We start from the raw sequence: 12,313 nt of genomic DNA, 5'->3' as shown, positions 1-12,313 counted from the left end.
CCGACCACCGTGCCGCTGCTGCGGCGCGCCCGCCCGCATGAGGTATTCTATGGCTTTGAACCTGCTTTATTCCAACGACCGCAAGGGTCAGTACCCTGCCAGCTGGTACAATGCGACGGCAACAGAGCATAAGCCCTATGACGCCCTGCGCGGGGATATACGGGCCGATGTCTGCATCGTCGGCGCGGGCTACACCGGCCTGTCCGCCGCGCTGCATCTGGCGGAGGCAGGCATGGAGGTTGCGCTTCTCGACGCTCACCGCGTCGGCTTTGGCGCCTCCGGGCGCAATGGCGGGCAGCTCGGCAGCGGACAGCGGATGGATCAGGAAGATCTGGAAAGCTTCATGGGCGAAGCCGAGGCCCTGAAGCTCTGGCGGCTGGGGGAAGAGGCCAAGGATCTGGTCAAATCCCTGATCGCCCGGCACGATATCGACTGCCACCTGAAACCCGGCGTGGCCTGGACCGGCTCCTCATGCAGTGAGGTGTCGCATCTGCACGACTATGCGCGCCACCTGCAGGATTGGTACGGCTACGATCAGATCGAAGTTCTTAACGACGACGCATGCCTCAAGCTTTGCCCTTCGCCCGATTACAAGGGGGGCTTTCTGGATCATGGCGCCGGGCATCTGCACCCGCTGAACTATGCGCTTGGCCTCGCCCGCGCAGCCGAGGCCGCAGGCGCCAAAATATACGAACAGAGTGAGGCGCTGGAGATCACTGAAGGCGCCGAGGTCACTGTGCGCACCGCCGAAGGCACGGTCACGGCAGGCCACCTGATCCTAGCCTGCAACGGCTATCTTGGCGGTCTCAACCGTCAGGTCGCGGCCAAGGTCATGCCGATCAATAATTTCATCGTCGCAACCGAGCCTTTGGGGGATCGCGCTAATCAAGTGCTGACCCGCGACGTGGCGGTGGCGGACAGCAAATTCGTGGTCAACTATTTCCGCCTCAGCCATGACAAGCGGCTGCTGTTCGGCGGCGGCGAAAGCTATGGCTATCGCTTCCCCGCCGATATCGAAGCCGTGGTACGCAAGCCGATGCATCAGATCTTTCCGCATCTGAGCGACGTGCGCGTCGATTACGCCTGGGGCGGCACGCTGGGCATTACAATGAAACGGATGCCCTATCTGGCACGGCTGGCGCCAAATGTCCTGTCGGCCTCGGGTTATTCTGGCCATGGGGTCGGCACCGCCACCCACGCCGGGCAATTGATGGCGCTGGCCATTCAGGGGCAGGCCGAAGGTTTTGACACCATGGCGCGGGTTCCCGCTCCGGCCTTCCCAGGCGGACCGCGCATGCGCTCACCGCTGCTGGCCCTCGCCATGACCTGGTACGCGCTGCGCGACCGGCTTGGTATCTGATCCGGCTCTGACCCCCTCCTCTTTTACCATCCCCTGCCGGGACCGACGGCCAGAACGCACCCCGTGCCTTCTGGCCGTTGTCGCTCTACGCGCCTTCGCAACAGTTCTGTGAAATTTTCACCCCTGCGCCGGGAAATGCACCGTCGGCCTTGGCTTTGCGCGCCCATTGTTTTAGATTTATGAAATGATCCATTTGGGAAATTGAAATATGACGCAGCCACCGAATGTTCACGACGCCGAACCGATCCCCGCAGCAGCCCGCGAAGCCATTGATGCGCTGATGCAATCCGGCGATCTGTTTCGCTATACCGCGCCCCAGGATGCCCCTGTTGCCCTGCTGGAACAGGAATTCGCAGAACTCATTGGCTGCAAATATGCCCTCGCCGTTTCTTCCTGCTCTGCTGCGCTGTTCCTGTCGCTGAAGGCGCTGGACCTGCCGCGCGATGCCCGCGTCCTGATCCCCGGCTTCACCTTCGCCGCGGTGCCCTCTTCGGTGGTACATGCCGATTGCGTTCCGGTCCTCTGCGAGGTTGGCGAGAACTACCGCATCGACATGGCCGATTTTGAGGCCCGTCTGGATCAGGATATCGCGGCCGTCATCATCAGCCACATGCGCGGTCACACCTCGGATATGGACGCGATCATGGCGCTTTGCGATGCGCGCGGCATTCCGGTGATCGAAGATGCGGCGCATTCGCTTGGCACCACCTGGAACGGTCAGAACATCGGTACCATCGGCCGGATCGGCTGCTTCTCCTTCCAGTCCTACAAGATGCTCAACGCCGGTGAAGGCGGTATTCTGATCACCGACGATGCCGAACTGGTGGCCCGCGCGGTCATCATGTCCGGCGCTTATGAGCACAACTGGCAAAAGCACAAAGGCCCCCGCGGCGAAAACACCCCGGATCTGGCGCAGGCCTTTGCCAAGTGGCAGAACCAGCTGCCGCTTTATAACCTCCGGATGAGCAACCTGTCCGCTGCCGTCATCCGCCCGCAGATCCCGGAACTGGCCCGCCGGGTCCGCGACGGTCTGAAGAATCACGATTACGTCGCCGCCCGTCTGAACGCCTCGCCCTATTTTGATGTACCCGCGCCGCTGGCGCCCGAGCGGCGCGCCCCGGATTCGATCCAGTTCAATCTGGTTGGCATGACCGAGGACGACATCAGGGCCTTCTCCAAATCAGCCGCGGAAAAAGGCGTCAAGGTGCAGGTCTTCGGCCTCTCCGAGGACAACGCCCGCGCCTTCTGGAACTGGCAGTTCCTCAAGGACCTGCCCGAGCTGCCGCAGACCCGCGCCATGCTGATGAAAGCCTGCGACGTGCGCCTTCCGGTCCGCCTCACCAAGGATGAGCTGGACGTGATCGTCGACATCCTGCTCACTGCCGCCAGCGAAACCATGGAACGGGTCGCCGCCTGAACCGGCCCTGCGGTCTGCTCCGCCGGGCGACCGCCCGGCGCCGAGCCCAACGGATCCGGGTCCCCCAATGGGGTGTCCGGGATCGGGCGGGAGCCTGCCGCCCCTTGCCGACTTATCGCGCAGTAAAGCCTGACCCTAGATACGAAAAAACCCGGGCTTGCCCCGGGTTTTTCTCTTTCATCCGATCAGGCGCTTTTTCGTGCGTCCGTCACTTTATCTTCGACAGCTTGTCCTGCAATTCGCTCAGCTGTCGCTTGATCGATTCCAGATCTTCTTCGCCATCAGCATCCGATTTCGCGCCTTCCGGTTCCGGGCCGCTGCCGCCGCTCCAACCGCCGGACAGGCCACCGGTCATCGCCTTGAGGAAAGCTTCCTGCTGGACCTTCATCGCTTCGAACCCCGGCATGGTGGCCATCGGGTTCATCGCCGACATGTTTTCCATCATCTTGGACTGGCTGTCGCGCAGCATGTCGAATGAGGTCTGCAGGAACTGCGGCATCACCCCGCCGCCCGGCACCATGTAGCTGCGGACCAGATCATTCAGCACATTGACCGGCAGCACGTTTTCGCCGCGGCTTTCGTGTTCGGCAATGATCTGCAGCAGATACTGGCGTGTCAGGTCGTCCCCCGTTTTCAGGTCGACGATCTGGACCTCGCGTCCATCCCGGATAAACCCAGCAATATCCTCCAGCGTGACGTAGTCGCTGGTCTCCGTGTTATACAGCCGACGGCTGGCGTAGCGTTTGATAAGCAGGGGTTTTTCCTGTTCCGCCATGGTCATACCTCCCCAGACATGATGCATTGCAGAAACCCTATGCGAGCGCAGAACAAAAGAAAAGCCTCGCGCCGCTTTGGAAAACAATTGTTCTCACTGTCCCTCTGATCCGCCTTTGTGAACCATCGGTCAAAACTGTCTTTATATCAAGAAAACCACCTTGACCTAAAGTATACTTGAGATTTTACCCCAGACCTCACAATCAGTTTCAGACCGAAGGACGAAACATGCGGGTATTGTTGCTTGGCGCGACAGGATCAATCGGAACCGCCATCACGCGTGAACTGGTCGGCCGGGGCCATCAGGTGACCGGTCTGGCCAGATCAGAGGCCAGCGCGCAGAAGATCGCCGCCCTTGGCGGTAGCCCCCTGCCCGGTGACCTGCGGCAGCCTGAGGCATGGGCGCCCGTGGTGAAAGAGGTCGATGCCGTTGTGCAGGCCGCCGCGACCTTTGATCAGGACATGGGAGAGACCGACGCGCGTGCCATAGAGGCGATCCTTGATCATGCCGCGGATCGAGACACTCCGCTGCGATTGATCTATACGGGCGGCTGCTGGCTCTATGGCGCAACCGGCAACCGTATTGCCGATGAAGCTTCGCCCAAACGGCCGATTGCCAGTTTCGCCTGGATGACAGAACAAAGCCGGACAGTACTGCAGGCGAAGGGGGTTTCAGCCGCCGTGATCCATCCCGGGATGGTCTATCATGAAGACGGCGGCGGCGTCTTCGAACGCTACCTGACCGCAGCCCGCAGCGACCAGCCGATCGAAATCTGGGGCAGTTTAAATACTCGCTGGCCGCTGGTGCATCGTTACGATCTGGCGGTGGCCTATCGCATCCTGTTGGAGAGTCCAGATCTGACGGGAGAATTCAACGCCTGCGCCCAAAGCGGCGTCGCGGCATCGGACATCGTCGCGCATATCGCGCGGCAGACGGATCATGCGGGCGGGTATATGGTGCGCACGCTCAAACACGTTCTGTGTAAATACGGGGCCTGGGCCGAGGGGCCGACGCTGGACCAGCAGATGTGCGCAGAAAAGCTGCGGCGCCTGTGTGGCTGGACACCGCGATACCGTTGTTATTCGATGGCCACCTTCTGACAGCCTGCATCGGGCGGCCACAAAAGCAACAGTCCGAAAAGACCGTTCCACAATATAAAAAGGGCAGGCCCGCGTGGCCTGCCCTTTCATCACAATCCGGCACTGATTGGGAGGAGAGCTGGTGCCGTCTTGTGGACTTTCTTATTTGGTTGCAGCTTTCTTGGCTGCGGTGGTCACCTCTTCGGTGGCCTTTTTCACGGCGGCAGTCGCTTCTTCGCTCATATCCTTGCCTGCGGCCATCAGCAGCTCGACGGTGTCGGTCTGTGCTTTCTTGGCGACTTCGGCAAAGGCAGCCATGTTTTCGGCAGCCACTTCAGCAGAGGCGCTGGCGAAATCGGTTGCGGCTTTGGCATAGTCGGCAGGCTCGGCCTGGACTTTGGACATCGCGCCCATCTTGGACAGGGTGTCTTTGGTCCATTTGGTCGAAATCTCGGCGGACTGCTCGGCAGCACCGATCGCAACGGCGGCCAGCTTTTCATTCAGAGCAGCAGAGCTCTTGAACGCGTCTTCCATGGCCTTGGTGTCCATGGGGAATGCGCCCATCATGTCTTTCATCATCGCGGTAAAATCTTGGGTCTTAGCCATCGTACTAGTTCCTCTCGTTGCCGTGGCAGGGAGATGCCCGCCCGCTTTGTCTGACAACAATATGCTTTCTGCATCGCAGCATTTCAAGAATTTTTTGCTGCAATGCAGAAAAATTATGGGAACCGCAGTAATATCAGGACTTTACCATCTTGCGCACATAGTCGCCGGGGGCCTGCACCAGTGGCGGATGGGTCGAATCACCCGGTTCGCGGGCTGGAACCTGCTTGCCGGAACGCTTTTTCAGCCAGGCTTCCCAGCGCGGCCACCAGGACCCTTCATGGAAGGTTGCGCCCTCCATCCAGGCAGCGGCATCCAGTTTCAGATCGTCGTTGGTATAGTGACCATACTTGTTGCGGGTGGGCGGGTTCACGATGCCCGCGATATGGCCGGATTGCGATACGATGAAATTCTTGCTGCGCGATCCCATCTGCTGAACGCCTCGGTAGCAGTCCTTCCAGCGGGCGATGTGATCCGTTTCGCAGGTGACGGCCATCAGCGGAATGTCGACATCCTTGAGCTGCAGCTTGTGCCCCAGCAGCTCAAAACCGTCTTTGGCAAACTGGTTGCCCTGACATAGCCCACGCAGGTATTGGATCGCCATCTTGCCCGGCAGGTTGGCGCCATCGCCGTTCCAGTAGAGCAGATCAAAGGCAGGCGGCGTCTCTCCCATCATATAACTGCGGATCGCCGGCCCGTAGACCAGGTCATTGGCGCGCAGGAAAGAGAAGGTCCGCGCCATGATATAGGAGGGCAGCATGCCATCGTCGCCGATCTGCTCCTCGATGGCATCCACGAAATCGTTTTGCAGGAAGGGCGTGAATTCCCCCTGATCGTCAAAATCGGTCAACGCGGTAAAGAAGGTCGCCGATTTCACCGATTTGTCGCCGCGCTGTTTCAGCAGTGACAGGGTCAGACCCAGCGTTGTGCCAGCGATGCAATATCCGACGGCGTTGATCTGTTTGACCTTGCAAATCTCCTTCACCTGCTCGATCGCGGTCAGGAAACCGTCCTGCACATAATCCTCGAGCCCCACATCCGAATAGGAGGCATCCGGATTGACCCAAGAGACCACGAACAAGGTATAGCCCTGATCGGTGACCCATTTGATCAGGCTGTTCTGCGCCTTGAGGTCGAGAATGTAGAACTTGTTGATCCAGGGCGGGAACAGCAGGATCGGCGTTTCATGCACCGTATCCGTGGTCGGGCGGTACTGGATCAGCTCCATCATGCGGTTACGATAGACGACTTCACCCGGGGTGGTGGCCAGATTGCGGCCAATTTCAAAGGCGGTATCATCCGCCAGCCGGACCACCAGCTCGCCATCATTGGCTTCGAGATCCGCGACAAGATTTTCCAGCCCTTTGATCAGCGACTGGCCCTCGGTCTCCAAAGCCCGCTCCAGCGCATCCGGATTGGTGGGCAGAAAATTGGTCGGCGCCATCATGTGAATGATCTGGTCCGCGAAATAGGACAGCCGCTGCCGGTCAACCCGGTCCAGATCGCCTGCCTCGTCAACAGCCTCGCGGATAGCGGCGGCATTGGTCATGTACTGCTGTTTGATAAAGCGGAAATAGGGGTTCTTGTCCCACATCGGATTGGTGAAGCGGCGGTCCGAGGGTGCATCGTCGCCTTCCCCGTCCTGCTGCCCGGCCAGCGCCTGCTGGGCCTCGGCGAAATTCAGCACCGATTTGCCCCAGTATTCGATCTGATGTTCCAGCAGCTTTGCCGGGTTTTGCAGCATAGAAGCCCAGTAAGACGTTGCTGCACGTGCGAACAATTCCTGATTCGGACCGTCCAGTCCGGGATGATGCGGCTTCTTACTTGCCATCACCTCGACCAGCCGCTTCGACAGATGTTCTACCTTTTCTAAATTTTCCTTAAGTCGATCAATGTGTTCTGGAGAAGTTCCGGCACCCTGCACGTCACTTGTTGTCATCTTAAGGAATCCCCCCTAATCTTTCTGCTATGCAGAATACTTGCTCAGGTAGTCTACGAGAAAGTGACAGCAAGTTCTAATCTCTGCACTTAATCCGCCCATGATTTATGATAATGGGTTGCAGGGCGGACACCTAAAGGAGACACCCATGCGCTACATGATGTCCTACGACCTGATGGAAACGACCCGGAACATGAACCAGTGGCTGGGGGCGACCGCATTGTCGATGGCATCCTATCCGGCGTTTTCCGCGATCCCCAATCCGGCGCTCAACTGGCTGGCCGCATGGGGTGAGGTCACGGAGCGCACCTTTCAGCGCATGGTTGCCCGGCCCGACTGGGGCATCGGCACCTTCACCTGTGAAGACGGCAAGGACCATACCGTCGAAATCGACACGGTTCTGGAACGCCCCTTTGGCGATCTGATCCATTTCCGTGTCGTCGGCCGCGAAGTGCAGCCGCGCAAGGTGCTGCTGGTGGCGCCGATGTCCGGACACTACGCAACCCTGCTGCGCTCGACCGTCAAAAGCCTGGTGGAAAACTGCGAGGTCTATGTCACCGACTGGCACAACGCCCGGGACATCCCGGTCTCCGCTGGCAAGTTCGACATTGAGGATTACACCCTTTATCTGGTGGATTTCATGCGCGAGATGGGTGCTGAAACCCATGTCATCGCCGTCTGCCAGCCCGCACCACTGACCCTCGCCGCCACCGCCTATCTGGCCGAGCAGGACCCCGAAGCGCAGCCGTCCTCCCTGACCCTGATCGGTGGACCGGTGGACCCGGATGCAACGCCGACCGAAGTCACAGATTTCGGCCGCCGCGTCACCATGGGCCAGCTTGAGGAGACCATGATCCAGCGGGTCGGTTTCAAATACGCAGGCGTCGGCCGCAAGGTCTATCCGGGCCTGTTGCAACTCTCGTCCTTTATGTCGATGAACATGGACCGCCACTCCAAGGCCTTCATGGATCAGATCCAGCGGGTCAGCAGTGGCGAAGCCTCTGATCACGACGCCCATAACCGGTTCTATGACGAATATCTGGCGGTGATGGACATGACTGCGGAATTCTACCTGTCGACCGTGGACCGCGTGTTCAAGAAAGGCGAGATCGCCAAGAACGAATTCGTCGTGGATGGCCACAAGGTCGATATCGGCAAGATCACCGATGTGGCGGTCAAGACCGTCGAAGGCGCCAATGATGACATCTCCGCCCCCGGCCAATGTATCGCAGCGCTGGACCTGTGCACCGGCCTGCCGGATTCGAAAAAGGCCAGCCACGTGGAACCGGGCGCCGGTCACTACGGCATCTTTGCGGGCCGCAGCTGGCGCAACAACATCCGGCCCTTGGTGATCGAATTCATGAACGCCAACAGCCGTCCAAAGGGTAAGGCAAAGCGGAGCAAACCCAAGATCGCAGCGGTCTGATCCGATGGCGTCGGAGCAGGACCATTCAGGCCGCGCCTTCTCCTGTTCTTGCGGGACAATGCAGGGATACATCACGCCAGAGGCGCTGAAGTCCGGAACCCATATCGCCTGTTTCTGCGCCGATTGCCGCGCCAACGAGCTCTACCATCACAGGCCGGATCCTGCCCCGGGTCCGGTGGCGCTCTTCCAGATGTCGCCGGATGGCATCCACATCACCCAAGGCGCGGAGGAACTGCGCCTGATGCGGCTCAGCCCCAAGGGGTTGTTTCGCTGGTACGCAGGCTGCTGCGGCATGCCCTTCGCCAACACGCTTGCGAAACCCGGCCTGCCCTTCGCCGGGATGCGTACCAATCTGTTCGACCAACCCGAGATATTCGGCAAGATCCGCACCCGCGCCTTTGAGCCCCAGCCGGGCAGACCGCCCCGCACCAAGGGCGCCGGGACGATGGTCTATGCCCTGTTCCGCCGCATGATCACCGCGCGCCTGTCCGGCAAGTGGAAAGAGACTCCTTTCTTTGACATCGAAACAGGCCGCCCAGTGAGCGAGCCAATCGTGCTGAGCAAGGCAGACCGAGACGCCCTGACACAGGGATGAAGCCGCCCTCACCCCACATCGATACTCTGCCGGGAACGCCGGATCAGGCCTGATGGGTCGCCTCCGGCGCGCGCGACAACCAGTGCAGCAGCGCCCGTTTCACCGCCTCGGGCTGCTCCAGCACCGGCAGATGCCCTGCACCAGAGATCACCTCCAGCTCTGCATGTGGGATCAGGTCGGCCAGAAATTCATGCCGTTTGACGGGCGTCAGGCGATCATATTCGCCGCACAGTATCAGCGTCGGGACATGACAGCGCCGGGCCACGCCCTGCTGATCCATGCGGCGCTGCAAGGCCCGGCTTTGCGCGACGAACAGATCGCTGCCCAGATGCATCCCCATCTGCCGCACCGTGTTCAGAACTTCCAGCCGCCCCGGTCCGGGCGCCAGGCAATCCGCAGGCAGGGCCTTGGCAAGCATCTCTTCCAGCCGCCCGGTGCGGGCCGCCACGATCATCGGCTCCCGTTCGGCGGCCTGCGCCGGAGTTTCCGCCAGAGGCGTCGTGTCCATCAGGCACAGGCGGCTGACCCGATCCGGCGCACGGCGCAGGATCTCAAGCGCGATAATCCCGCCCATGGACAGCCCGGCCAAGGCAAACCGTTCGGGCAGCATGTTCAGGATGTGCGCCGCAATCGCCTCAATCCGGTCACCGCCCAGCAGTGGCGCCACCGTGACCGGCAGATAGGCCGAAAGCGCCTCGATCTGCGGTGCAAAGACGCGCGCATCGCACATCATCCCGGGCAGCAGCACCAGAGGTTCTAATCCAAGCTGGGCCGAAGCATCCGGGGAGGTGGTGTATTGCATCGCGGTGCCTCGCTGTTCTGCGCCCTGCAGTCTGCCGCAAGGTCACACAGGTCTCATACTGCAACTTTGCAGAGAGTTTTCAGAAATTGCAAGAAGTTAGAGGTCAATTAGAGATCAATCCGCCTCGGGAAATCCATTCCAGCGAAAGGCGCCATCTTCAGACAGGGGCGAAAACGGATTATGGGCGATTTCCCAGATATGGCCATCCGGCGCGCGGAAGTACCCGATGTATCCGCCCCAAAACACCTCGCCCGCGGGGCGCAGCACCTCTGCCCCCGCAGTTCTGGCGGCCTCCATCAGCACGTCCACCTCTTCGGCGCTGCGGGTGTTGTGGCTGAGCGTCATCGCCCCAGTGCCCAGCGCCTCTACCGGCAGACCGATATCCTCGGCCAGTTTTTCAATCGGATAAAGGCCCAGCGTCTGCGAAATCAGATCGAAGGCAACGACCCCATCCGGGCTCTGCGCCCTTTGCCAGCCCAGCGCCTCGTAAAAAGACGTCGCCACCTCCATATCCGGCACCCCCAGTGTGATCAGGCTGATCCTCTGTTCCATCACTTCACCTCCAGATCGACCAGCCAGGACAGGATATCCTCTACGGCGGCCTCGGTTTGGCCCGGCGACATGATATCCCCGGCCATGACATGCGCATAGGGATCATCACCAGGACCGGGCGTGTGGTTCTTTACCTCGACCGTCCCGCCCCAGCGCGCCGCCACTTCAGTGGTCAAATCCGGACGGACCACGCGGTCCTGCAGGGAATACCAGAACAGCGCCGGAACCTGCGCCTTCTCCACTGGCAGCGCCATCACCGCGCGCACCAGCGCCGCCATCGGCATCGCCGCCACGGATGGGTAAGAGGTGGTCCAGAACCGACCATGTTCCGGGCTGCGCGCCGGAAAATTGCGCTCTCTCCCCACCAGAAACGGCAGCCAATAGCGCGCAGCGGGCCAGGTTAGCAGCGGCGCTGCCGGATGATTGACGCCGTAATTCGGGGAAATCATTGCGAGCCCCACCAGATCCTGCGAGAGCGCCGGATCAAGCGCTGCGGCGGTCATCAACGTCGCCCCTGTTGAGGTGGCGATCACCACCACCCGATCGCCGACCGCGCGCGCCGCCGCCAGGGCCTCGGCCACATCCTGCATCCAATCGTTGACCGTTGGTTCGGCCATCGCGGCGCCGGGGCGCCCGTGGCCCGCCAGCCGGGTATAGACAAGGTTCGCACCCAGCGCCGCCGCGACGCGATCCGGCACCGGGCGGATTTCCTCGGAGGTGGCCGAGAAGCCATGGATGTAAACCACCGAAAACGGTGTACGCTCTTCTGGCTGCCCGGCCCAGATCACCCGTTTTTCGGCGCCGGGCGTGATATCGGAATAGGCGCTTTCGACGGTCTCGAAATAGACCCCCACCCCTTCACCAAAGCGGCGCGGCTCGAAGGAGGCTAAAAGGTCCACCGGCTCATAAGGCCCAAAGGCCCAGAGCGCCGCCCCGGCGGCCGACAGGGCCACTCCGGCGCGGAGCAGCCATTTTGCCCCCCGCCGGATCATGAAGCGCCAAGCACCTCTTCCAGCGCCGCCTCGATCAGCTTCAGGCAGGCCTCATCGGAAAACCGGTGGTCTGCGTCCTTGACCAATGTCAGCCGCATATCGGCGCATTCCGCATGATCGAGCAGCCGCAGCGCGGTCTCGGTGGAGACAGCTGTATCGGCGGTGCCTTGCAGGCAGCGCACCGGAAAAGGCAGCGCCAGCGGGCTGCGCAGGACCAGACGGGTGCGCCCATCCTCGATCATCCGCTTGGAAATGCGGTAGGGTTCCATGTAATCGCTGGGCAGCTCCACATAACCCTGCGCATCCAGCTCAGCCTTCTGCGCATCGGTGAAACTCGCCCAGTATCCATCCTCGGTGAAATCCGGCGCGGCAGCGATGGTGACCATCCCGGCGATGCGTTCGGGTACGGCGCGCGCCAGAAGCAGCGCCTGCCAGCCGCCCATGGAAGAGCCGACCGGCACGATGGGCCCGTCGGTCAGTGCCGCAACAGCCGCCAGCGTGTCTTCGTGCCAATCGCCAATGCAGCCATCCTCAAACGTTTCCGAGCTTTCCCCGTGGCCGGAATAGTCAAACCGCAAAAAGGCGCGCCCCTGCGCCTGCGCCCAGGCCTCCAGATGGATGGCCTTGGTGCCCTGCATGTCGGACTTTAGCCCGCCAAGGAATACGATCACCGGCCCCATGCCATCAGTCTTGTGATAGGCGATGCGCCGCCCTTGGGGCGTTTCCATATAGTTGGCCGTCATCTCGCGTGTCCTTCTGTCATGTCTTTAGCC

Annotated in this window: 12 protein-coding genes; 5 read left to right on the top strand and 7 right to left on the bottom strand. The window is 61.0% G+C overall.

The genetic code is table 11. From position 1 onward, the window contains the following. Positions 1–49 precede the first annotated feature (49 nt). Entirely contained in the window at positions 50–1,360 is a 1,311-nt protein-coding gene (locus AC5SSZ_RS04350; protein WP_495437169.1) for an NAD(P)/FAD-dependent oxidoreductase, read from the top strand. Positions 1,361–1,568: 208 nt separating this feature from the next. After that, positions 1,569–2,777, top strand: a complete 1,209-nt coding sequence (locus tag AC5SSZ_RS04345; protein WP_495437167.1) for a DegT/DnrJ/EryC1/StrS family aminotransferase — start codon at positions 1,569–1,571, stop codon at positions 2,775–2,777. A gap of 208 nt (positions 2,778–2,985) precedes the next feature. Here the strand turns inward: AC5SSZ_RS04345 and phaR are convergent, their stop codons facing one another. Further along, positions 2,986–3,552, bottom strand: a complete 567-nt coding sequence (gene phaR / locus AC5SSZ_RS04340; RefSeq protein WP_065273509.1) for a polyhydroxyalkanoate synthesis repressor PhaR — start codon at positions 3,550–3,552, stop codon at positions 2,986–2,988. A gap of 227 nt (positions 3,553–3,779) precedes the next feature. Here phaR and AC5SSZ_RS04335 point away from each other — a divergent pair, with 227 nt between their 5' ends. Then, positions 3,780–4,652, top strand: coding sequence for an NAD-dependent epimerase/dehydratase family protein (locus tag AC5SSZ_RS04335; RefSeq protein ID WP_495437165.1), 873 nt, complete (start codon positions 3,780–3,782; stop codon positions 4,650–4,652). Between the two features lie 141 nt (positions 4,653–4,793). Here AC5SSZ_RS04335 and AC5SSZ_RS04330 read toward each other — a convergent pair whose 3' ends face one another. Both AC5SSZ_RS04330 and AC5SSZ_RS04325 read right to left on the bottom strand, forming a co-directional pair. Continuing rightward, positions 4,794–5,237 (bottom strand): phasin, PhaP, encoded by a 444-nt coding sequence (locus tag AC5SSZ_RS04330; protein WP_065270698.1) that lies wholly within the window; start codon positions 5,235–5,237, stop codon positions 4,794–4,796. Between the two features lie 133 nt (positions 5,238–5,370). After that, on the bottom strand, positions 5,371–7,173 hold the full coding sequence (locus tag AC5SSZ_RS04325) for a PHA/PHB synthase family protein (RefSeq protein ID WP_065270699.1): 1,803 nt from the start codon (positions 7,171–7,173) through the stop codon (positions 5,371–5,373). 148 nt (positions 7,174–7,321) lie between these two features. Here AC5SSZ_RS04325 and phaZ point away from each other — a divergent pair, with 148 nt between their 5' ends. Together phaZ and AC5SSZ_RS04315 are read left to right on the top strand one after the other, a co-directional pair. Next, a complete protein-coding gene (phaZ, locus tag AC5SSZ_RS04320) occupies positions 7,322–8,599 on the top strand; it encodes a polyhydroxyalkanoate depolymerase (RefSeq protein WP_495437163.1) in 1,278 nt (425 codons plus the stop codon). 4 nt (positions 8,600–8,603) lie between these two features. Then, positions 8,604–9,194, top strand: a complete 591-nt coding sequence (locus AC5SSZ_RS04315; protein ID WP_274828408.1) for a DUF6151 family protein — start codon at positions 8,604–8,606, stop codon at positions 9,192–9,194. A gap of 43 nt (positions 9,195–9,237) precedes the next feature. On the opposite strand, the gene AC5SSZ_RS04310 is transcribed toward AC5SSZ_RS04315, so the two are convergent. From AC5SSZ_RS04310 to AC5SSZ_RS04295, 4 genes are all read right to left on the bottom strand, one after another. Further along, positions 9,238–9,996, bottom strand: coding sequence for an alpha/beta fold hydrolase (locus AC5SSZ_RS04310; protein ID WP_495437160.1), 759 nt, complete (start codon positions 9,994–9,996; stop codon positions 9,238–9,240). A 114-nt stretch (positions 9,997–10,110) separates the two neighbouring features. Then, on the bottom strand, positions 10,111–10,548 hold the full coding sequence (locus AC5SSZ_RS04305) for a VOC family protein (RefSeq protein ID WP_274832542.1): 438 nt from the start codon (positions 10,546–10,548) through the stop codon (positions 10,111–10,113). Next, positions 10,548–11,540, bottom strand: a complete 993-nt coding sequence (locus tag AC5SSZ_RS04300) for an alpha/beta hydrolase (RefSeq protein ID WP_495437156.1) — start codon at positions 11,538–11,540, stop codon at positions 10,548–10,550. Before AC5SSZ_RS04300 ends, AC5SSZ_RS04305 begins: the two co-directional genes overlap by 1 nt. Continuing rightward, complete coding sequence (locus tag AC5SSZ_RS04295; protein WP_495437154.1) at positions 11,537–12,283, bottom strand: alpha/beta fold hydrolase; 747 nt, start codon at positions 12,281–12,283, stop codon at positions 11,537–11,539. Before AC5SSZ_RS04295 ends, AC5SSZ_RS04300 begins: the two co-directional genes overlap by 4 nt. Between the last annotated feature and the right edge of the window lie 30 nt (positions 12,284–12,313).

It is taken from the genome of Phaeobacter sp. CC-HEC084, from assembly GCF_059429255.1.
This window is presented reverse-complemented; position numbering and strand designations above follow the sequence as displayed.

What these genes read in the sequence shown, in the direction of transcription:
- AC5SSZ_RS04300 (WP_495437156.1), bottom strand. Translation starts at nt 11,540, where the DNA reads ATGATCCGGCGGGGGGCAAAATGGCTGCTCCGCGCCGGAGTGGCCCTG.
- AC5SSZ_RS04310 (WP_495437160.1), bottom strand. Translation starts at nt 9,996, where the DNA reads ATGCAATACACCACCTCCCCGGATGCTTCGGCCCAGCTTGGATTAGAA.
- AC5SSZ_RS04350 (WP_495437169.1), top strand. Translation starts at nt 50, where the DNA reads ATGGCTTTGAACCTGCTTTATTCCAACGACCGCAAGGGTCAGTACCCT.
- phaZ (WP_495437163.1), top strand. Translation starts at nt 7,322, where the DNA reads ATGCGCTACATGATGTCCTACGACCTGATGGAAACGACCCGGAACATG.
- AC5SSZ_RS04345 (WP_495437167.1), top strand. Translation starts at nt 1,569, where the DNA reads ATGACGCAGCCACCGAATGTTCACGACGCCGAACCGATCCCCGCAGCA.
- AC5SSZ_RS04305 (WP_274832542.1), bottom strand. Translation starts at nt 10,548, where the DNA reads ATGGAACAGAGGATCAGCCTGATCACACTGGGGGTGCCGGATATGGAG.
- AC5SSZ_RS04295 (WP_495437154.1), bottom strand. Translation starts at nt 12,283, where the DNA reads ATGACGGCCAACTATATGGAAACGCCCCAAGGGCGGCGCATCGCCTAT.
- phaR (WP_065273509.1), bottom strand. Translation starts at nt 3,552, where the DNA reads ATGGCGGAACAGGAAAAACCCCTGCTTATCAAACGCTACGCCAGCCGT.
- AC5SSZ_RS04330 (WP_065270698.1), bottom strand. Translation starts at nt 5,237, where the DNA reads ATGGCTAAGACCCAAGATTTTACCGCGATGATGAAAGACATGATGGGC.
- AC5SSZ_RS04325 (WP_065270699.1), bottom strand. Translation starts at nt 7,173, where the DNA reads ATGACAACAAGTGACGTGCAGGGTGCCGGAACTTCTCCAGAACACATT.
- AC5SSZ_RS04315 (WP_274828408.1), top strand. Translation starts at nt 8,604, where the DNA reads ATGGCGTCGGAGCAGGACCATTCAGGCCGCGCCTTCTCCTGTTCTTGC.
- AC5SSZ_RS04335 (WP_495437165.1), top strand. Translation starts at nt 3,780, where the DNA reads ATGCGGGTATTGTTGCTTGGCGCGACAGGATCAATCGGAACCGCCATC.